The sequence below is a fragment of the Escherichia sp. MOD1-EC4550 genome (genome assembly GCF_963876935.1).
In the GTDB taxonomy this organism is placed as follows: domain Bacteria; phylum Pseudomonadota; class Gammaproteobacteria; order Enterobacterales; family Enterobacteriaceae; genus Escherichia; species Escherichia coli_F.
Map to the genome: position 1 here is coordinate 37663 of NZ_CAWNSE010000011.1, position 22211 is coordinate 59873.

The following is a 22211-nucleotide window of genomic DNA, read 5'->3' on the forward strand; positions in this document are numbered from 1 at the left end:
CGCGCACAGGCGGAGGAAAATACCTCCGCCTCTTTCTCTCATTACGACTGTAAATAAACCACCTGGGTTTGCAAATATTCATGTAAGCCATGTTTACCATCTGCTCCGCCAATACCGGATTTACGCCATCCGGCGTGGAAGCCTTGCATAGCTTCAAAGTTTTCACGGTTGATGTAAGTTTCACCAAACTTCAGCCCTTTAATGGCTTTCATCGCGACGTTCAGATTTTGGGTATAGAGTGATGAGGTCAGGCCGTAATCACTGTCATTAGCCATTGCGATAGCCTCTTCCAGCGTGTCAAATGCGACCACTGGCAGCACCGGGCCAAAGGTTTCCTCGTGCATAATCGACATTTCCTGACGAACATCCAGTAGCAATGTCGGCGGATAATAATATCCTTTCCCCTCTACTGCCTTGCCCCCCAACGCCACTCTCGCCCCCTCTTCGACTGCGCGCGCCACTTTTTGCTCGACCCTTTCCAGCGCCGCGGCGTTAATCAACGGCCCCATCGCAATGTCGTTGCGTTCAGCGGGGTTACCAAATTGAACCGCCTGCATCGCTTCACCCAGCCGATTGACGAAATGATCATAAATGCCTTTCTGTACATAAACACGTTCTGCACAGTTACACACTTGCCCACTATTAATGACGCGTGAATCAACGATGGCTTTGACTGCCAGTTCAAGATCGGCATCGTCCATTACGATAGCTGGTGCTTTACCACCCAATTCCAGACACACTTTTGTGATATTTTTTGCTGCAGTCGCCATGATCTTTTCACCTGCAGAGACGCTGCCTGTCATACTGACCATTGCGACCTTTGGGTTACCCGCCAGTTCTTGCCCAACGGTTTCACCACGCCCCAGCACAAGGTTAAACACACCGCGTGGAAGGCCTATTTCATCGACAATTTTGGCAAAAGCAATCGCATTGTTTGGCGTAAATTCACTGGGTTTAATGACGATAGTATTACCGGTCAAAAGAGCGGGAGCCATTTTGCGGGCAATGAGGAAGAACGGGAAGTTCCACGGCAGAATGCCGGTAGTCACGCCAAGCGCACGTTTAAAGAGAAGAATATTTTCTCCTGGACGATCGCTTTGAATAATCTCACCTTCGTAACGCCGCGCCCACTCTGCCATGTAATCGATATAATCCGCAGTAAATGCTACCTCAACTTCGGCCAGCTGCTGGATCTTGCCCCCTTCTTCAACAATCAGCGCACTGATTTCACTGGCGCGTTCGCGGATCCCGACGGCGATTTTGCGTAACCAACTGGCGCGTTCAATGGCAGGCAATGCTTCCCATTCTGGCTGCGCGCGCTCTGCGGCGTCGATTGCTTTGCGAGCATCTTCAGCCTGACCATCGGGAATGCGGGAAATCACCGCCTCTGTTGCGGGGTTAACCACATCAATCCATGCGTCTCCACGCCAGGTAACAAACTGTCCATCGATATACATAGGATGTTGAACGGGTACTGACATGGGAGACTCCTGTGATTAATGTGTGCATTTGGTAAATTATTTGTTAATTAATATCAATCATCATAGAGACAGCATCTTGAAAGGACAAATCTGTGAAGAGCTTCATAAAAAGAAGGGTAAAAGGAATAAAAGGCAGAAAAAAAAGTAAGGAGTCATGCCCGTTTGCAAACAGTTGTTCTCAAACGGGCAATTTTCAACGTAGCGAGCGACTTTCCATCGCCTCGATAAGCACAGCATCGTGTTTCAGCGTTTGCCATGCCTGGGTGACTTCTGCAGGAAAATCAACGTGAACGATAAAATCTCGCCCGCGTGGACCGTAGCCATCGCTATCATCGCGTAAACGTGGCAGCTCGCCAGTGAGTAGTGAGAGATAACGCTCAACCGGCCATAATCCTTCTAACTGGTTAATAAAGATTACACTGTCTGCGTTGTTTCCTAGCTGAGGAACGAATCCGGGATAACTTAACCAGCGAGGTGCATCTGGATTGTCCCCGGTGATACGGCGGAACGTCGCCATCGTGCGCCGCTGCATGGTGGGGTCCTGAACAACGATAGCCGTATGAACTCTTTCTACGGCCTGATTCAATAGCGCGATGCTAAAGCGTGCGTTTTCACCGCAGTTTGTTGACTGGTCTTCAATCCAGATTTTTTCATGCGGAATGTGCCAGAACTGATGAGCGATATCCGCCAGGATGGTAGCTTCTGCTCTGCCAGTGGTGCGGATAGTGTTGTAGTGCGGATGCTGTGCGATGGCGCTATACAAAAAAGTTGTCGAGTGACCGATACCACCACTAATCAGTAGAGGAATTTGCTGATCGCGGGCAATCTTACATGCCGCATCGATAGTCGGTATAACCGCATTGCCTGCAAGGATCACGCAATCGGCATGATACGGCACCTCACCGGAGAAATCATCCTGCGCCAGCCACTGACCGATAACATTTATGGCATCTATGGTTGCCGGCGAAAGCGTCGGAAACGGGGTAATGTTCATGGTTCCTCCTTATCGTTCCCTTAAGAATACTGCCTGAGATAATAATGAGAAGCGGAGCACTCTGAAAGGAGGAAGTCGTATTTCCTTAACCGCCACTCCGCAAGCCTGACATATCTTTTAAGGAAATGCTGTAGATAAACATTATTCATCTTGCAGCTGAGAATTGTATTTTTCTGAATTCCTGAATTTTTGCCCTTACCGTTTTAGAATTAATAAAAAACCCGGCGCTAAATGCTTACCGGGTTTTAGATTTATCAGGCAAATAGCAGCGTTAACCGCTAATCTGTTCCATCGCCTGCAGAATACGCTTATCTGAAATCGGATAGGGTGTACCGAGTTGTTGGGCAAAATAGCTGACGCGCAACTCCTCTATCATCCAGCGTATCTCTTTCACTTCTTCATCCTCACGACGTGCGGGCGGCAGTTTGTTGATCCATTGCTGCCACGCCTGCTGGACGTTTTCAACTTTCAGCATCTGAGCACGGTCACGGTGCGGGTCAACCGCCAGTTTTTCCAGACGCTTTTCAATCGCCTGCAAATAACGCAGCGTGTCGCCCAGCCGTTTGAAGCCATTACCAGTGACAAAACCGCGATACACCAGCCCACCCATCTGCGCTTTAATGTCAGAAAGCCCCAGCGCCATGGTCATATCCACCCGTCCTTTCAGGCGTTTGTTGATATTGAACACTGCCGTAAGGATTTGCTCGACCTGCTTCGCAATATCCACCACCGTGTCGTTCAGTTCAGCGCGGACTTTTTCATGAAGCGCAGCAAAGCCTTCTTCCGTCCAGACCGGGCCGCCCGCCTCATCAATCAATTTATCAACACCGCAGGAGATGCAGTCGTCAATAAGATCCAGCACTTTACCGTACGGGTTAAAGTAGAGACCCAGCTTTGCTTTATTCGGCAGTTTCTCATGCAGATATTTAATTGGCGACGGAATGTTCAGCAGCAGCAAGCGACGCAAACCACGCCACATAGCCTGCTGTTGTTCCTGCGGGTTATCAAAAAGCTTAATCGCTACGCTGTCACGCTCATCCACCAGCGCAGGCCAGGCCTTCACTTTGTAGTTGCCACGTTTCTGCTCGTAGTGATCCGGTAAATTACCGAAGCTCCAGATATGTAACCCGCTTTGCTCAATACCATCATCGGCAACGGCGGAAAGCGTTTCCTGCACTTTGCCTTTCAGGGCGTCTTTCAGATCCTGTAATGAGCGCCCTTCTTTTAGCTTCTTATTTTTGTCATCCACCACACGGAAGGTGATTTTCAGGTGATCGGGCACCTGATCCCAGTGCCAGTCTTCGCGGTCAACGGTAACGCCGGTCATCCGCCGTAGCTCGCGCTCAAGGCTGTCGAGCAACGGCAGTTCCAGCGGCGTGACGCGACCTAAAAACGCTTCGGCGTAGTTTGGCGCGGGCACAAAATTACGCCGTACCGGTTTCGGCAACGATTTGATTAGAGCAATCACCAGTTCACGGCGCAGGCCGGGGATCTGCCACTCAAACCCGCTTTCCTCAACCTGGTTAAGTAACGGCAGCGGAATATGCACGGTCACACCGTCAGCATCCGCCCCCGGCTCAAACTGATAGCTTAAACGCAGCTTGAGATTACCCTGATGCCAGAAGTTCGGGTAATCCAGCTTGCTGATTTTTTCCGCCCCTTCTTTGATCAACATGCTCTTTTCAAAGTTGAGCAAATCAGGTGTTTCGCGGCTGACTTTTTTCCACCAACTATCAAAGTGACGTGCAGAGATCACATCATGGCTGATGCGCTGGTCGTAGAACTCAAACAACGTTTCGTCATCCACCAGAATATCGCGGCGACGTGATTTGTGTTCCAGTTCTTCCACTTCTGCCCGTAGTTTCAGGTTTTCACGGAAGAATGCGTGACGCGTCTGCCAGTCACCTTCCACCAGCGCGTGACGAATAAAAAGTTCACGGCACAACGCCGGATCAATCTGGCTGTAGTTGACCTTACGCGCAGCAACAATCGGCAACCCGTAAACGGTGACTTTTTCCGTTGCCATCACCGCGCCCTGCGCCCGTTCCCAGTGCGGTTCGCTGTAGGAGCGTTTAATCAAATGCTGGGCAACTGGCTCTACCCATTCCGGATCGATACGTGCCGCAATGCGCCCCCACAGGCGGCTGGTTTCTACCAGTTCCGCCACCATTGCCCATTTCGGCGGCTTCTTGAATAAACCAGAACCGGGGAAGATGGAGAAACGCGCGTTACGTGCGCCGGTATATTCCTGTTTATCGGTATCTTTCATCCCGATATGCGAAAGCAAACCGGTCAGTAAGGCGATGTGAATTTCGCGATACTCCGCCGGTTCACTGTTAACCGGAATGCCAAGTTCTTTCACCACCTGGCGCAACTGAGTGTAGATATCCTGCCATTCGCGCACGCGCAGATAGTTAAGGTAATCGGTACGGCACAGGCGACGGAAGGCGTTGGAAGAGAGCGCCTTTTGCTGCTCGCCGAGATAATTCCACAGATTTACAAACGCCAGGAAGTCGGATTCTTTATCGTGGAAGCGACGATGTTTTTCGTCCGATGCCTGCTGCTTGTCCATTGGCCGCTCACGCGGGTCCTGAATAGAGAGCGCGGAAGTGATAATCATCGCCTCACGCACGCAGCCATGTTTCTGCGCTTCCAGCACCATTCGCGCCAGACGTGGGTCGACAGGCAGTTGCGAGAGCTGGCGACCGAGCGGCGTCAGTTTATAGGCGCTGGCCTGTTCATCAGTGGTGATCGCGCCCAGCTCTTCGAGCAGACGCACGCCATCCTGGATATTGCGTTTATCCGGCGCTTCTACAAACGGGAACGCAGCGATATCGCCCAGCCCCAGCGCGGTCATCTGCAAAATAACCGAGGCCAGGTTGGTACGCAGAATCTCCGGATCGGTAAACTCCGGGCGCGAGAGAAAATCGTCTTCGGAATAAAGACGAATGCAGATCCCTTCTGACACACGACCACAGCGGCCTTTACGCTGATTAGCTGAAGCCTGCGAAATGGGCTCAATCGGCAAACGCTGCACTTTGGTGCGATAGCTGTAGCGGCTGATACGCGCCGTACCTGGGTCGATAACGTATTTAATCCCCGGCACGGTCAGCGACGTTTCCGCGACGTTAGTCGCCAGCACAATGCGCCGTCCGCTGTGCGACTGGAAGACGCGGTTCTGCTCGCTGTTCGAAAGCCGTGCATAAAGCGGAAGAATTTCCGTATGGCGTAAGTTCAGCTTGTTCAGCGCATCGGCGGTATCGCGAATTTCTCGCTCGCCGCTCATAAAAATCAGAATGTCGCCGGGGCTTTCCTGGCTCAGTTCGTCTACGGCGTCAAAAATCGCCTGCAACTGGTCGCGCTCGGTGTCATCAGCTTCTTCAACAATCGGGCGATAGCGCACCTCCACCGGATAGGTACGACCGGAGACTTCGATAATCGGCGCATTATTAAAGTGGCGCGAAAAGCGTTCCGGGTCGATAGTCGCGGAAGTAATAATGATTTTTAGGTCAGGACGCCGCGGCAGCAACTCTTTCAAATAGCCGAGCAGAAAATCGATATTCAGGCTGCGTTCGTGCGCTTCGTCAATAATGATGGTGTCGTACTGCATCAGCAGACGGTCTTGCTGGATCTCCGCCAGCAGGATACCGTCGGTCATCAGTTTGACCATCGTGTTATCACTGACGTGATCGCTGAAACGCACTTTGTAACCGATGCAACCGCCCGGCTCCGTTTTCAGCTCTTCCGCAATACGGTTCGCCACCGTTCGTGCCGCCAGACGACGCGGCTGGGTATGGCCGATCAGCCCTTTAATTCCGCGGCCCAGCTCCATACAGATTTTCGGTAGCTGAGTCGTTTTACCGGAACCCGTTTCCCCTGCGACGATCACCACCTGGTGATCACGAATTGCTTCGAGAATGTCCTGTTTTTTCTGACTCACCGGCAAATTGTCCGGATAAGTGATTTCCGGTCGTGCCGCTTCACGCAGCAGGACTTTCCCTGCCGCCTGGTCAATCTCTTTCGCCATCTCCTGGAAAATGGCCTGTTGTGCATCAGGATTTTTAACCTTCTTCACGCCATGCAGACGGCGGGAAAAACGCAGTCTGTCACGCAGCATCAGCGAATCTAGCCGCTGCTGCAAGGCCGTAAAGGTCAATTTTTGTTGTTCTGTCATAACGTTAGTGGGCAGTAGGCTGCCTGATTAATTTTCTTTTAAATGATATATATAGAGTACCACATCGCGGCTTTCTATGCGTTGTTCAATAAATTCGAACATAGGCTTCGATTTATTGCGCTATCTCTGTGGCAGGATTGTGAATAAAGTGTCAACAAGCAACGGGGCATCGCCCATTCAAACATCTATAAGGAAACACCATGAGCAAGGTATTAGTTCTTAAATCCAGCATCCTGGCAGGGTACTCTCAGTCTAATCAGTTGTCCGATTATTTTGTTGAACAATGGCGCGAAAAGCACTCCGCTGATGAAATCACCGTGCGTGACCTGGCTGCAAATCCGATTCCGGTACTGGATGGCGAACTGGTTGGTGCACTGCGTCCGAGCGATGCGCCGCTGACTCCGCGTCAGCAGGAAGCTCTGGCGCTTTCCGATGAGCTGATTGCCGAGCTGAAAGCCCACGACGTTATAGTTATTGCGGCACCGATGTATAACTTCAACATCTCAACTCAGTTGAAAAACTATTTTGACCTGGTGGCACGTGCAGGCGTTACTTTCCGCTATACCGAGAACGGTCCGGAAGGTCTGGTAACGGGTAAAAAAGCCATCGTGATTACCAGCCGCGGAGGGATCCATAAAGATGGCCCAACGGATCTGGTAACGCCGTATCTGTCCACATTCCTGGGCTTTATCGGCATTACCGATGTGAAATTTGTCTTCGCCGAAGGGATCGCATACGGCCCGGAAATGGCAGCGAAAGCGCAGTCTGACGCGAAAGCAGCCATCGACAGTATTGTTGCTGCATAACCGGACACTATTTTGATGTGGACTGTAGATATTCAGTCCACATCTCAATCCACTTACCTGTTTTCCCACAATCTCAGCATCGTTTTGTGCTCGTCTGTCAGCACAATCTGCGGGCGTCTGACGCGAATATAGTTAATCGCTTCATCAACGGTTTTACAGTGTCCGTAACATAACAGCCATGCGGCCACCACCAGCGCACTGCGCGATAATCCCAACGCGCAATGGACCAGAATGCTGCCTTGCTCTTTGCGTAATGTTTCCAGCATCGCCACGGCCTGTCGGAGCTCCCCCTCTTCCGGAACCACCAGATCCAACATCGGTACACAAAAATAGAGTCGATCTTTTGTCGCGCGTCCGCGAGGGAATTCAAAGGTGACGTCCAGAACTGCATTCTGTGCCGGAATATGTCGTGGAAACGCCCCTAAATAAACACCCGCAGTAATTTCGCTCACCGGCTCCAGGCGAAGGCAAAACCAACGCATAGACAGCCACATCCCGATGCGCCAGGGCAACGTCAGCCAGTAAACGGCAGGCGGGAGTTTCCCCTGACTATCTTTCCCTGTTGTTATCGCGCCAAGCCCACCGTACCCACGGCCAATAATGAGTAGCGATAATACTGGCCAACATAACCAGACTGACCACCGTAACTGATTCATCATCATTAGCGTCATCAATACTATGCACGAACACGCGCCTACGACATATGGCAGTGCTATTTTGATTCGATGTTGATCAGGTATCTGATAATTCCAGCGACGGTCGACGGGCACCATCCAGTCAATCAACATACCTACAGCCAGCCCTGTGATGACATCAATAAAATGATGCTGCCAGGTCGTCAGCGTCGAAATGGCGATGAGTAAAAACCATCCGCCACAGACTTTACGCCACCTCACAGCCAGATGCTGACGAAAGTGACGCCAAAGTAGCCAGCAGAGAATAATATGCAGCGAAGGGGACTGGTTATAAGGCAGATCAAACAGTTCAAGTTGCGAAAATAGCCATCCCGTCACCCCACTCACTTCAGGGCGGATAAAACTAAACTTCAGCGGATAGAGCAAAAAACCGCAACAGGCCATTACCGTTGACAGAATAAGCCGGTGGACCAGTCGGCGCTGTTCGAATGTCGAGCGACAAACGAACAGCGAAAATCCATATAAAAGATCCAGACTCCAGTAAGGAACAATAGTCCAGGGAAGAAAAGGGATCGCCGTTTCCCAACCGAATACCTGACTGGGGATATCATGATTGTTAAGATCCTGAAACGCGGTGAACTGATTAAGAAATCCATATGTGAAGAAGAAAAACGGGGCCAGCAACAATAACCAGCCAGCTCCTTGTAGCAATACGCTCCGGCGTTCAGTGGTCACGACGCACCGCCATCGAAACCGTAAAAATACCCCACTCATCAATCCGTTGTGTGCATTTATCAAATCCTGCATTACGCACGAGCGAATCCATCTCCCCTTGCGAACGCACGCGCATTACCCACGGTTTACCATCTTTATGACTGGTTAACACCCCGGCAATCAGCTCCAGTTGTGGGTGCCACGGCTGCCCGGTGTAGATGAGAATGCCACCCGGTTCGATGGCATTGGCAAGACCAGCGAGGGAGTTTTTTACCTGCTCGTTTTCGGGAAAAAGCTCATACAGGCCAGAGACAATCGCCAACGTAGGCCGCGGAGTTAACGCGCTGAGTTCTGCCGTATTAAACGCATCGCCCTGTTCAAAACGCGCCCGCCCAGACATTCCCTTTTGGGCAATCATCTCTTGCCCCTGTGCAACATTTAACTCACTGTAATCACGTAACAAAATATCGCTTACGGCAGGCTCGTTTGCCAGCGCATCCAGTACATAGCGCCCATGCCCTGCGGCAATGTCAACCACGCGGACGGCTAAACCTTTGGCGTGGAGATCGGCAACGGCTTGTTTAATCAGCATTTGTAAATGGGCTTTGCGCTGGCGAATACCGCGCCAGCCAACACTGTTCAGGTAGATTTTGTCGATAAAACGCCCGAATGCGTTACTGCCTTGCGGTTGATTTTGATAAACATAATCCAGCGAACTGCCTGAATCAAAGCCGGTGCTCATTCCGAGATGCAGGCCCGCAGATTGCGCCCCGAACAGTTTCATCGCCTTTCGCATAAAGCGATACGCCAAATCAATCGGCGATAATGGCACGGGTCCACCAGAAAGGAGCCGCCATCGATCCGCAGATGGTCCTGTGCGGTCTTCATGCTGATAATCAAATTTTTGCGACTTGTTAGCATATAAGCGACTAATAAAGCTTTGCATTTTTTCAAATGCCTGCGCCCTGTTCTCTTCACCCAACGTGTCGTGATAAAAGCCCGGCAGCAGATGCAGCTCTTTCAGAGGGCTACGTAATCTCTGATAAAAATCAATCTGCGGTTGGCGATGTACCACATAGTCATCGCCCGATATCAGTAGTTGCGTAGGGAGCGTAATCGCCGCCGCATCGCTAACAATACGTTCAGACGTTTTATAGAGATCGAGCAAGATATTGACGGCAATCGTCCGTGTGATCAGCGGATCATTATTGAAACTCGCTGCCCGTTCCCAATCGTGGGTCAAATAGCATCCTTTCACATAGGAATTAATAAAAAACAGACCACGCAGACGATGCCATAACGCCAGCGCAGGACGTGCCAGCGGCACATACAATTTAACCTTAAAGGCAGGAGAAGCCAGCACCAGCCCGCGAATTGCAGGCGCATAATCATGAACCCATGTGGCAACCAGCACTGCGCCGACGCTTTGCGCGATCACAACCACCTCTTCCAGTCCAACCTGGCTGTCGATGGCAGCAAAACGGACAAATTCATCGACATCCTGCACTGAACGCGCAAGAGATGGGCTATAACCACGCGGCCCCGAAGTTTGTCCATGCCCTCTGGCATCCCAGGCATAAAAAGTAGTATCTGGCATCGCCATTTCATCAACGATATGTTGTAGACGACCAGAATGTTCATGACCGCGATGAAATAAGACGATGACTTTTTTCACCCCTGGCTGTAAAGCGGGCCAGTGCCGATAAAACAACGCTGTATTATCACTGGCTGTAAAAAAATATTCCCCAGGGATGCGTGAATTTTCCATTTTCTCTATTTTCCTTCAGTAACAGCAGTAGCGAATAAAATAAAAAAATACCGGAGCGGTGAAAATTAATGAGTCAATCCTGTCAAGGAGTCCGCCATGTCCTGGTAATAGTTTTCCACTATCTTTAACACCAATATCTCGTTTGATGGCTGACATCACTACATCGCCGCAAAAACCACTAATACCAATTAACAAACCCGCTAATAATGCCTGTAATGTATCTAGCGGTGTCAGCAACGGTCCAATAATCAGTGACGCAATCATGGTGGTGATTACGCCGCCCATCAGACCTTCCAATGTTTTTCCCGGGCTGACTTTAGGGACCACTTTTCTTCTGCCGCAGGATTTTCCCCATAAATACTGTGCAATATCGTTTGACTCGGTTAATGCCAAAAGAAATAACACCAGTAACGCCCCGCCCTGGGTATTTATGGTTGGCAATATTAATAAGCAGGCGGCATGACTCAAGGCGAAAACGGTCATTATCCAGCCCCAAAAAATGGCGCTCACGGTATGCAGAAAACCGGAGGGGTCACCCACAAAAACTCGCCAGGTGGCTAATATCAGAAACCCAGCCAAAGGTATAAATAACAGAAACAGCTCAAAGCAATTAAAACCGATAAGCAAATAGTTAAGAGGAATACCCCAATATAACCAACGCGGAAAATGTACAGATATAAGCGTACAATATTCTTTCAATGCCAGAAAACTTATCAGCGCAAAAAACGTCAACGTCATCCAGCGTGGACCTGAAATCACCATTGAAAAACAAATGACGATGCCCCACCAGGTACGAATACGTAATGTAACCTCACCCCCTTTTCTCTCCGGTAACCGCCATATCAGAAAACGGTTTATCAGCGTTGCTAAAATTAACAACGCGAAAAGTGTTGCCAGAGATTTTTCCAGCATTATCTTTCAGCACTCATAAAAAGCACACTCCGACAACGATTAATCGCAGTCCAGAGAAGCAGAATTGAAGCAATGCTCCATAAAAGATTATTCCATTGCATCCACTGGGGATAAATGGCAACGGCCAGCCCCCACAGACCAAATATTAACGCGCGATCGCTTTTGCCAAATGGACCGGCATAACTGCGAATACCGTTAATCGTCTGCGCGAGTAAACCGCAAAACTCAGTCAATATGGTGCAAAATAACATGAGTATTACGAGTGATGCGTTACTTTCCCGTAAAAATAAAAACGGTAAATAGAGCGCAATATCGGAAATAACATCACCAGTCTCATTCAACATTGCCCCCAGACGTGTTTGCTGATTGCACTCACGCGCCATCATGCCATCCAGCGCATTGAGCGCCATACGGATAAAAAGCACGATGGGCAATAGCATAAAGAGGATGGGTTGTGACCCCAACATCAACAGCAAACCGGTGAGAAGAGAAAGCGCCAGTGCAGCAAGAGTGATGTGATTCGCTGTAACGTGGTGCTTATAAAGCCAAAACATCGTCGGCCTTAACAGCGACTGAAAGAGCGGTTTTATCTGGTAGAGCGTCATTATCAATCCTTGATAATTCGGTTTGCGCTATGGTGCATCAATTCCCCTGACGGAGATATCGCAACACGCCGCTTCATTAAAAATTCAGAATATATCAAGGTATTGGGGACTCACTGCCAGGAATGATTATCCCCAATTAATCAAATGGTTAAGAAACATTACGTTGTGGATCAATACAACTCATCAAGTTTTCTCATCGCTTGTTCCCGTATTGCGCGCGTCTTACCGTTAAGCGCCAGCTGGCGAACTAAATCCAGTTCAGGGTTAACAAGCTCTAACCCCAGCAAAGGATCACGTTTCAGCCTCGCCTTTAATACATCAACTGGAAAACGGGGATTATTCATCGCCACAATCCACCATTCGGGATCAATTTCTGCCGCCAGTACTGCAGGCGGTGTGTGGCGGTTGTTAAGTGCGCCGAACTTGAAAAATGTGAGATTGCTTTTCGCCAGTGTACTCCACCATATACGATCCGGTTGTTTTGCCAGTACATCCAGTTGTGCTAACGCATCGGGATCCAGAGCATAATAGACGCGTAATGCTTCATCAACCTGCGCACGGGAGCTGTTTTCCTGCCTCAGAAAAAACTTCGCCCAAATATCATTGCGTGGCGTATTTTGCTGTAATTCCTTGAGGACAACAGCGGGTAAATTATCCCAACTAACTAATGCACTCTCTAAAAAGTCCCAGTCTTCCAAACGTATCAGGGCTGTGGCATTTAATAGCATCTGGTCATCAACTTCACCGTAGCTGATAAGCTCAGACAAAATCATATCAGCGCTGGTTTCATATGCATCTGAATCTGCTTTGGGATTATTTTTCCGATGCGATAAAGCACGTTGCCAAATTTTTTGTTTCATTGACGTGCTCAGATACTGATTTTTCGCCAGATTACTCCACCCCTCAGGATCGTTGAAACGTGTCAATAACCGTTGTAGAGCAGCGTCAGAGTGAATTACCTGCATATCCCGACAGCAAAAGTAGGCAGGGGATTTTTTCTCCATCCTTTTAACAAAATTAAACTGTAAGTTATCTGGCAATGCTAAAAATAACACACGTATTAGATCATCGTCATTCTCGAATTTTTGGTATAAATAGGCTGCAACTTTGTCACTCTCTTGTGGCGTCATCCGCAATAATTGACCATGGTGTTTCATCTCTGCCAGCTTGAACGCTAAGCTTGTGACAACATTGTTTGATGAATCGTTCGCCAACTGCATTGCCTGATTGTAGGTGAGTTGTCCTCCAGCACCGACCTGACGAATAGAGGAATCATCACTGCGGATATAGCCATCAATAATGGATTCAGGCAATAACCACGCATCTTTATAAAGCTCCTGAATGATCATATCCCAATCTCTTTTCGCCAGAGTCATGACGATATCCAGAGGGAGATTTTCACGTAGCGCAAGATTCAACGGACCGACACCATCAGGTAGATGACTCATTCGCGTCATTATTTCGACAGAGAGCGGTTCACGGTCGAGCAACCCCAGAACAACAGGCTGGTAACCCAATTGCTGATCGGTCAACTCCAGAATCTCATTGTCAGGCATATATCTCGCCATACTTTCAATCGTTTGTCCATCATTGCTATTAATAAGTTGTTTGCGTAGGTTAGCTGAAATTCCTTTAATCCTTGGGAGAGTTCGCATTATGGCAAGATCAAATGTCGCAATATCTCGTCCTTCAAATGCAGCAACGTTGCCTTCATCCAGCATTTGCAATTCCTGCACTAACTCAGGAGAAGGCTTAGGGCGAAACAGCGCTTCTTTTTTCATCAGACTACAGATATTCCCTGCCATGCGAATATTGCTTCGCTTGAAAATTTCTTTCAGAGCATCTTCATCATTTATTAGTCCCCAATAATATGCATCAGGATTTATTATCATCAGCGCTTTTTTGACATTTTCAGTGTCATTTTTGTCACTCGCACGGACCATGAATTCACTATTTGTCGAAGACGCAACAACAGGTGCAATTATGTCATTGATAAATATCCCTCGCGCATTAATACTCCCCTTAATCGTAGACGGATTATCGTAATATGAGTCGATAAATACCAGTCCACTTGCATTTATCGAACCGGTAATTAACAGTGGTGAATCCGTAACTATATTCGTTGCCGTCACGTTACCGAGAATAACCCATGGATTAGAAAGAGATAAAGTGGAAATATTACCTTTGACTGTCAAATTGCCAAGAACAATCAATTTTTGATTACTCTCTATATTACCGTCTACCACTAAATCGCCACGATGCACTTTCCAGTCCGATGCAGATAAACCGAAGGGGACAAGGTTCACGCTACTGTTGATAGCTTGTTCAACTTGTTGTTTATCTTCAGCGGTAGCCGCAGAAAAAAATGGTTCAATATCAACTGCATTTGCAACACATCGAAGGTCCGCCTGTACTGGAAGACTCAGCATAAACAGGGGAAGTAAACCTATCCAGCTGCAAATCCTGGCTTAAACATATGCACTCCATGCCATTAAAAAAGAAACAAAAGGGAAATGCATCTTTCCCTTTTGTATATTCGTTATTCTCGCGAAATACCGTCCAACGTAGACAACACGTCCGCAGAAAGATGCAATTTTTCTGCGGCCATATTCTCCCGTAAATGAGCAACAGAAGACGTTCCTGGGATCAGCAAAATATTCGGTGAACGCTGTAAAAGCCACGCCAGCGCCACCTGCATTGGTGTCGCATTAAGGCTCGCAGCAACATCGGAAAGCGTGGAGGATTGCAGCGGCGTAAAGCCCCCGAGCGGGAAGAACGGCACGTAGGCAATGCCATCATGAGCCAAAGCATCAATCATTGCGTCATCAGCACGATGAGCAATGTTGTATTCGTTCTGCACACAGACGATTTCGGTAATCTTACGCGCCTCTGCAACCTGCGTCGGTGTTACATTGCTCAGGCCAATATGTTTTACCAGGCCTTGTTGTTGCATCTCTGCCAGCACGGTCAGGCTGGCTTCAATCGATCCTTCCGCTGGGCCATGACCATCCCCCATCATAACGCGCAGGTTAACCACATCCAGTACGTCCAGTCCGAGATTACGTAGATTATCGTGTACCGCTTTTTGCAACTCTGCCGGAGAAAATGCGGGCAACCAGGAGGCGTCCTCTCCACGCCGCGCCCCAATTTTAGTAACAATGGTCAGGTCGTCAGAGTAAGGATAAAGCGCTTCGCGGATAATCTGATTGGTGACGTGTGGACCATAAAAGTCACTGGTATCAATGTGATTAACGCCTAATGCCAGCGCCTCGCGCAGCACGGTTATAGCGACGTGGCGATCCCTTGGGGGACCAAAAACTCCAGGACCTGCCAGTTGCATCGCGCCATAACCAAGACGGTTAACGGATTTTGTACCGAGAGTAAATGTGTTGCTGCTCATCGCACCCTGCCCTGTAATAAAACGGATTAATAAAAATCAGTATAGAAACGAAAAGAGTTAAATAATGCGAAGGCGTAAACAAGATTACTGGATGAGTTCCTCTATTGTCCTGAAAAACACCAAAACAAAACGCGTCAAGCGCCGCATCCGGCAATAAAAAACCGCAACCTGTATCAGCGTTGCGGTTTATGCATCACATACTAAAAATTAGAACGTTTTCTTGAAATTGAGCATCACGCCTTTATCGCTGACGCCGTCTTCTTTCCAGTGATAGGCATCCAGATTCAGCGAGCTCTCTTTGCTGCTGTACTTCACGCCGACGCTTGCCAGGCTGTTGATACCGCCGCCCTTCTGCCCATCATCGACATTAAAGTGCTGGCTGCCTGCGCCTGCAAGGCTTGCCGTGCGCTGGCTCTTCGTGTAGCTCAGGTTCGGCCCACCTTCCAGCGTGGCGTTCGCACTCCAGCCGTCTTTGGCTGCGTAGTCCAGCTTCAGCCCAACGATGCTGTCCACCGCCGTTTCGCTGCCGCTGTTCATGCTCAGGTTAAAGTCTCCGGCATTACGCTCCTGATAACCGCCTTCCAGCATGTGACGCAGTTTCAGACCCGCATATGGCGTGATTTTCAGCCCTTCGCGCGGTTCAAAGGTTTTCGCCCCTTCGCTACGGAACTCCAGGTACTGCTGTTTCACATTCGTGTCTGCCGTCTTACTGATGTCGCCGTAAGCCAGCGAACGGCTGCTGTCCAGTTGGTGAATATCGTAACGCAGCGCATTATTCCAGCTCATACCGTCGTCAAAGGACATCTGATGCTTCAGGCCAAAGAACTGGCTGTAGCCGCCTGTAACACCATTATCACCCGCTTTCTGCGCACCATCGCCGTCCAGACGGGCGATACCGTACTCCAGGCTCATGGTCTGGTTTTCGCTCAGGTCGAGGGTTTTGCGCAGCGCCAGCATGTCGTACTCGGTATTATTCCCCAGCTCTGCACGCGGATCGCCTTTCGCCACCACGTTAAATGCCAGACCGTTGCCCATCTTCGGTGCAGCGTCCGCCAACATGCTGAAGCGGTTACTCAACACGCGGGCCTCACGTAATACCGTGGTAGCCTGGCTCCCGCTGACTTGTTTCAGCGCGCTGTTCAGCTCTGCAGTGGTGCCAACGTTCAGACTGGTATACAGCTCGTTGTTGGTGTAACCCGCATCCAGCGCTTTTGCCACGTCATTCACTGAGGCATCCGTCGCCACATCGGTGTAGGCTTTTTTGCTCATGGTCACGTCAACGTTGCCGCTGGCGTCGGTACTGCCTGTCGCCTGCCAGACAACAGATGTCGAAGTGATCGCTTGCGCATCGGTCAGGTTGCTGCCTTGCACCACATCATCAAAGCTGACGGTTTTGTCCGCCGTTCCCGCCGCAAAAGCGGTGTTGATCTCCACGCCTTTCATACTGGCGTTGTTGACCATCAGCTTACCGGCGCTACCGTCGGCGTTCGTTCCCACCACGTAACCATTGAGGTTGTTCATGCCATCGTTACGGCTAACGGAAGAAGAATGGCTGCCGTCGTATGGCGTAATGGTGGGTTCTTCCGGCGCGGTAAAGTCGACATAGTGTACTTCCGTACCGTCTCCCCCTTCGCCACTGCCCTCTATCGCCGTGCCAGATTGTTTAATCAATCCGGAACCATTCACGCTGTCGTCAATATAAACAGTGCCGTTGTTAACAATGTGACCATTGCTCCCGAGCTTGCTGAAAGCCCAGGAGTTATTGGCGTAGATATTAATCGTACCGTTGTTTTCAACCACACCATCCGCTTTGGCGTCCGATGCTAATTGCATCCCAATCATGCCTGTTTGTGTCGTGCCTTCGCTGCCGACATTGATGGTGCCATTGTTAACCATTTTTGCGCTGCCGTGCGCATTCATGGCGATGGTATTATTTTTATCAATATTGATAGTGCCATCGTTAATTGCCCGGCTACCGGCGTTATTATTTGACGTCGTAACCTGGCCGTTAATCACACCTGTCGTACCGTTATACAACGTATGCCCATTACCGCCGGTAGCGATATCAGCATCACCATTCACTGTACCCCAGTTGTTGAAATGCCCAGCCCAAAGTCCGTTATCAAGAAGATCGACAACACCACCGACCAGGTTATTAAAGGTCGCGTTTTTATCAACCGAACCACTGTGAACCGTTCCTGCGTTATTGAAGGTGGCTGCGGCAGAAAAATTCACTTTATTGACCGTTCCATCCGCTTCGTTATTCATCACGGCAGAAGCTGAGGCCCCTTTCCAGGCGGTTACCGTCCCGGCGTTATAAAATGTACTGGCCCATTGTTCAACAGTGTTGATAGTGCCGGAGTTGTTGATAACAGAACCCGCAACGGTTGTACCTACCTGCCCGGTCACTACACCTTCGTTAGTAAACACGCCGCCATCCACAGAAACGGTTTTTGTCGTGCCCTGGTTGGTGTATTCCCCACCCGTTGCAATATCAACCTCGTTTATACTGCCCGTGGTTTCATTGACCAGATGACCAAAGTCAGCCACGGTGACAGGACCCCCGGTAACCGTACCCGCGTTGGTTACCAGGGTTTCGGCTGTTGCCGTGATATCAGTAGTACCGCCATATGAAGACAGGTTAAGCGTTTCCCCCTCGACCGTAATGATATCGCCGTTTCTCCAGCTTAATGAAACAAACCCATCAGTCGGGTTATAGGCGTTTTGATCCTGGCATATACCAAAAGTACAGATAGTTCCGTAGTTAACAATAGTCCCGGTGCCATCGTTATAGAACGCCTGCCCGTTTTCAGCATTGATATTGATGATGCCTGTCTGGTCATTAACTGCGGTACCGCCATTATAAACTGCCATACCGACGAGTTTATTCGCCCCCAGGCTGTCATCAAAGTTCTCATTCTTCTCGAGGTTGATGGTACCCTGATTAACCACGGTGTTATCGGTACCGTATGCCGCCATCCCGGCCCCGGCATTGTAGATAGTGATCGTGCCTGGCTGCTGATTAAACGCGGTGGCATTTTTCCTTGCCCCATCATAACTGTCCGTTCCTACCGCCATGCCGACACCATACTTTCTCGCATTGCCGCTGCCGATATCGTTGCGTAAGGTAGTGGTGTCGTTTTCATCTACCCAGAGCGTATCCAGGGTAATCTGGCCCGCATTATTTACAGTTGAATTATTAATCGCCAGCATGCCGACATTACCCCGGCCATACATATCAATTACGCCATTCGCACCATTCAGTGCTGAACCATCATCCTGAGCAGTCATGCCCGTCATACTAATAGCGCTATTATTAAAAACTGAGGGGTCGCTCAATGACAAAGCATTGAACATATTCAAAACGCTATACTGTTCCATCACTTTAGCCGTGATGGTACCGTTATTCACCGCAGTTCCGCCTACGTAGCTAAAAAAGGCCCTACTGGAGGATTCCGGCGATACATCGATTGCGGATGAGTAATCATATTGTTCAAGTAAAACAGTGCCGTTATTCGTCGCAACGGATCCCGTACCCGATATTTCGGCAAACCCAATATTCCAGAGTTCAACAAACCCGTTATTGATGACTTGCGATCCTGAACTGGCGCTAAGTATTGCTGATGTCGAATTGTTATAATGCGCATAAACATCAATGTCCTTCATACTGAAGGTCGCATCATCCGTGATTTCAAGAAAGGCATTATTGCTTGTCTGAATAATATCGGTATAGCCCACAGGAAATTCACCGCTGATTACGGAGTCTCCCCCCAGATAAACCGACGAATGACCATCAATCTGAATGAGCGGAATATCACCATAGCCCGTACGACTGGCGGCAGGGGCTGAACCGTCCGTCATGGACGATGCTTCACCAATCAGTTGAATACCACCCCGTAAGGTAACGCTATTATCATCCCCTGAAACCACCAACCCACTGATGTTTTCCTGACTACCACTGAAATTACCATAGGCGTGTTGCGCAAGTTCGCTATCAACCTTCAAGGTTAACTGACCATCAAGCATCAGGTCATTACTGTTACCCGAAACACGAATGCCCACGGAAGGGTCGAAAAAGTGCTCTGCTGCATTATCAGCCGTCTGATCTTTATCCACCAGAATATTTCCGGTAATGTCGATATTATTACCATCACCCGAAATATTTACTCCGGTAGCCATATTGCCGGTCACATTAAGCTCATTCGTCGCCAGCTTCATGGCGTTATTATTTCCAGATACATCCAGACCGGTTGAATAATTCCCTACATCCATACGGCCAGCCAGAGAAATCTGACCGTCATCTCCAGCGACGCGAATCCCGGTACTGAAATTATTCGAAATAATGTCACCCACATTGATAAGGGTAGAATGATTGCCCTCAATCAGAATCCCTGTCGCATTGGCCTCTGAACTGCCATTACTAACAGATATATCCCCCATATTAATAAACGTCGACGCATCGCCGCTAAGAGAAACGCCGGTCGATTTTTCATCAACCACCGTTATATTGCCTTTGTTGCTGACGACTGCGCCATTGCCCTCAACATCAATACCCCGTGCAGCATTGCTAACGTATAAATCCCCTTCCTGTTTAACCGTCGCATTATTACCAACGATTTTGCTGCCCGTTGAATTTTGCCCATCAACCGTCATATGGCCTTTATTATCGGTCCTGACATCATTACCGATAATAAGGGCCCCTGTTCCACCATTAATGACAGTGGAGTCGCCGGTGTTATTTAAGATTGTACGATCGCCATTGACGATAACCGCCGTGCCACCATCGACAACCGTCTCACCGTTATTATTAATGGTTATATTATCGCCGGTCAGGATACCGACCACCGAATCTTCACCGACAGCCTCTGTTTTACCCTCGTTTGTCAGCGCAATATTGTCACCATTAATCATCATCACTGTACCGCCATTCAGGGCCGTGTTGCCGCCCTGGTCAGTGATAATTGCATCATTAACGGTAATTATTCTGCCCGTTGTTCCATCAGACACGACGCTGGCTAACTGTGTGACGTGGAGTTTACCTTCGTCATCATAGCGCCATTCCGTATCACCAGTGGTACTCACTCCACTAAAGATGGCGGTATGAGTCTCTTCATGGTTTTCCCACTCAGTCACAATGGTTTTTCGGCCATCTTTTGCCGTCAGCGTGTAGCTACCATCTTCATTTTGGGTATAAGTGAACGTCGCCCCGCGAATCTTCAAGGTTTGCGCGTCCTTGTCCCATGTCACATTGTTATCAAAGACAACGGGTTCTGTTCTCGGGGGGTCAACATCATCATCGCTATTGTCGGGTGGAGTAACATCACCGCCTTTATCTGGGGGGGTAACATCATCGGCGTTATCTGGCTTTACAGGTATATCTGAATCTTCATCACTGGGAAGGGGTGGCGGTAGAGGGCCATTATCATCTGGCGGTATGGGCTGGGAAAAAAAAGAGTGAGCAGAATGATCATTGTCATGAGACAATTCAATCACTGCGAGTGTTGTCAGTACCGCCGTGGCACCTAATGCCAGTAACGAGCTGAAACCATTATTTGTAACAACAGCACATTTTTCTGGCACTGTTTTCAACTTCGTTGACGGTCGGGCGTGCCCTTCTGACTGACATGTCATTTGAGAGCTTCTGCGCATACTGTCTGCACTCTCGCCTTCTGTTATTTCCGCCCCCCAGCTTTGGCCACTTAACGCTATAGCGATACACGCTGATAATAACGTTTTCTTTTGCATGAGAAATCCTTTTCAATGAATGACATTTCAAATAATAAAATATGAGTAACAGATAAGAAATAGCCACAGGCTGTGTCATGATTTAATGTCTGCTCTTGAAATTTTATTTAGCAATCCCAGAATATTCAACTTAATTAGTATTTCGAAACCTCAATGCAGACACATAAAAAACAAATTATTCGATTACTTAGGCTATTTGTTGCATTATTACACATCCTCTAACAATAATCAGACAAAAAGCAATGTCAGCGTCAAATTGGGTAGCTGATTCATATTACTGACCACTCCGGAAATTCATTCATCGTGAAAATATTAACATTTCAACCATGTTCCATTTAATCAACCCACTGAAAATCTGGAGGTTATCTACTGCGGTTTGTTGTTGACTGCCCCTGACAGGTTTACCAGGCGTTGACAGAAGATGAGGCTTGCAAGATGCTAAAAACAATGTGGTGTTACAAGCAATCCCATAAACCTCGTAACTTCACTTAAATGAGCGATGCCGTCCATATTTGGGTTGACTATAAAAACCCTTAATTTTGAGGTTGATGATGATATTCATGATGGCATTGGAAAAATAGGACACCCATAAAATATCTATACAGCCTTTAAATTAAATCATTGAAATATCGCTGTTGCATAGTGCTTATTTTTGCAACCATTTCCCGTTAATTCCCTGCACATATTCCCCCGGTTTGGCCCGAGCTACAAGCTTTTGTCCGGCAAGCTTCGCGATATCATCTACCGATACATTATTTTGCTTTGCCAGTTGTTGATAACTCACTTTACGTGCGGCATTAATCTCGGTTACTAATTTCTCTGTTTCAGCATCCGTTTTCAACGCAACCAAATAACCGTTAAATGTTTCACCTACCCGCCCCTGAGTTCTGGCCTCGTCCAGTGTTAATGCCATTACATTGCTGCTTACCAGCCCAACAAGAAACGCACAAAGAAGTAATGTTTTCTTCATCATCCCC

Annotated in this window: 12 protein-coding genes; 1 reads left to right on the top strand and 11 read right to left on the bottom strand. The window is 48.7% G+C overall.

What is annotated here, in order from left to right:
• Positions 1–41 precede the first annotated feature (41 nt).
• The 3 genes from aldA to hrpA all read right to left on the bottom strand — a co-directional run bounded on the left by aldA (position 42) and on the right by hrpA (position 6649).
• Positions 42–1481: an aldehyde dehydrogenase gene (gene aldA, locus AACU19_RS07215; RefSeq protein WP_000115923.1), complete on the bottom strand. Its 1440-nt coding sequence runs from the start codon at positions 1479–1481 to the stop codon at positions 42–44.
• A gap of 193 nt (positions 1482–1674) precedes the next feature.
• The gene (ydcF, locus tag AACU19_RS07220) at positions 1675–2475 is read right to left on the bottom strand and encodes a DUF218 domain-containing protein YdcF (protein WP_105278869.1); all 801 of its coding nucleotides are present in this window, start codon (positions 2473–2475) and stop codon (positions 1675–1677) included.
• A gap of 271 nt (positions 2476–2746) precedes the next feature.
• The gene (gene hrpA / locus AACU19_RS07225; protein WP_105278870.1) at positions 2747–6649 is read right to left on the bottom strand and encodes an ATP-dependent RNA helicase HrpA; all 3903 of its coding nucleotides are present in this window, start codon (positions 6647–6649) and stop codon (positions 2747–2749) included.
• A 200-nt stretch (positions 6650–6849) separates the two neighbouring features.
• On the opposite strand from hrpA, the gene azoR reads away from it, so the two are divergent.
• Positions 6850–7455, top strand: coding sequence for an FMN-dependent NADH-azoreductase (gene azoR / locus AACU19_RS07230; protein WP_000048948.1), 606 nt, complete (start codon positions 6850–6852; stop codon positions 7453–7455).
• 53 nt (positions 7456–7508) lie between these two features.
• Here the strand turns inward: azoR and AACU19_RS07235 are convergent, their stop codons facing one another.
• The 8 genes from AACU19_RS07235 to AACU19_RS07270 form a co-directional block, all read right to left on the bottom strand.
• Positions 7509–8801, bottom strand: coding sequence for a phosphatase PAP2/dual specificity phosphatase family protein (locus tag AACU19_RS07235; RefSeq protein WP_105278878.1), 1293 nt, complete (start codon positions 8799–8801; stop codon positions 7509–7511).
• A gap of 13 nt (positions 8802–8814) precedes the next feature.
• Positions 8815–10572: a bifunctional alpha/beta hydrolase/class I SAM-dependent methyltransferase gene (locus AACU19_RS07240; protein WP_105278871.1), complete on the bottom strand. Its 1758-nt coding sequence runs from the start codon at positions 10570–10572 to the stop codon at positions 8815–8817.
• 15 nt (positions 10573–10587) lie between these two features.
• On the bottom strand, positions 10588–11484 hold the full coding sequence (locus AACU19_RS07245; RefSeq protein WP_105278872.1) for a phosphatidate cytidylyltransferase: 897 nt from the start codon (positions 11482–11484) through the stop codon (positions 10588–10590).
• Complete coding sequence (locus AACU19_RS07250; protein WP_105278873.1) at positions 11484–12089, bottom strand: CDP-alcohol phosphatidyltransferase family protein; 606 nt, start codon at positions 12087–12089, stop codon at positions 11484–11486. Before AACU19_RS07250 ends, AACU19_RS07245 begins: the two co-directional genes overlap by 1 nt.
• A 170-nt stretch (positions 12090–12259) precedes the next feature.
• Positions 12260–14518 (bottom strand): DUF2773 domain-containing bactofilin, encoded by a 2259-nt coding sequence (locus tag AACU19_RS07255; RefSeq protein WP_105278879.1) that lies wholly within the window; start codon positions 14516–14518, stop codon positions 12260–12262.
• A gap of 110 nt (positions 14519–14628) precedes the next feature.
• Positions 14629–15489, bottom strand: coding sequence for a pyridoxine 4-dehydrogenase (pdxI, locus tag AACU19_RS07260; RefSeq protein WP_105278874.1), 861 nt, complete (start codon positions 15487–15489; stop codon positions 14629–14631).
• A gap of 207 nt (positions 15490–15696) precedes the next feature.
• Positions 15697–21234: a BigA/YdbA N-terminal beta-barrel domain-containing protein gene (locus AACU19_RS07265; protein WP_105278875.1), complete on the bottom strand. Its 5538-nt coding sequence runs from the start codon at positions 21232–21234 to the stop codon at positions 15697–15699.
• A 646-nt stretch (positions 21235–21880) separates the two neighbouring features.
• Complete coding sequence (locus AACU19_RS07270; RefSeq protein ID WP_161398338.1) at positions 21881–22207, bottom strand: YdbL family protein; 327 nt, start codon at positions 22205–22207, stop codon at positions 21881–21883.
• Positions 22208–22211 lie beyond the last annotated feature (4 nt).

Coding starts and splice junctions, on each gene's coding strand:
- aldA (WP_000115923.1), bottom strand. CDS start 1,481: ATGTCAGTACCCGTTCAACATCCTATGTATATCGATGGACAGTTTGTT.
- ydcF (WP_105278869.1), bottom strand. CDS start 2,475: ATGAACATTACCCCGTTTCCGACGCTTTCGCCGGCAACCATAGATGCC.
- hrpA (WP_105278870.1), bottom strand. CDS start 6,649: ATGACAGAACAACAAAAATTGACCTTTACGGCCTTGCAGCAGCGGCTA.
- azoR (WP_000048948.1), top strand. CDS start 6,850: ATGAGCAAGGTATTAGTTCTTAAATCCAGCATCCTGGCAGGGTACTCT.
- AACU19_RS07240 (WP_105278871.1), bottom strand. CDS start 10,572: ATGGAAAATTCACGCATCCCTGGGGAATATTTTTTTACAGCCAGTGAT.
- AACU19_RS07245 (WP_105278872.1), bottom strand. CDS start 11,484: ATGCTGGAAAAATCTCTGGCAACACTTTTCGCGTTGTTAATTTTAGCA.
- AACU19_RS07250 (WP_105278873.1), bottom strand. CDS start 12,089: ATGACGCTCTACCAGATAAAACCGCTCTTTCAGTCGCTGTTAAGGCCG.
- AACU19_RS07255 (WP_105278879.1), bottom strand. CDS start 14,518: ATGCTGAGTCTTCCAGTACAGGCGGACCTTCGATGTGTTGCAAATGCA.
- pdxI (WP_105278874.1), bottom strand. CDS start 15,489: ATGAGCAGCAACACATTTACTCTCGGTACAAAATCCGTTAACCGTCTT.
- AACU19_RS07265 (WP_105278875.1), bottom strand. CDS start 21,234: ATGCAAAAGAAAACGTTATTATCAGCGTGTATCGCTATAGCGTTAAGT.
- AACU19_RS07270 (WP_161398338.1), bottom strand. CDS start 22,207: ATGATGAAGAAAACATTACTTCTTTGTGCGTTTCTTGTTGGGCTGGTA.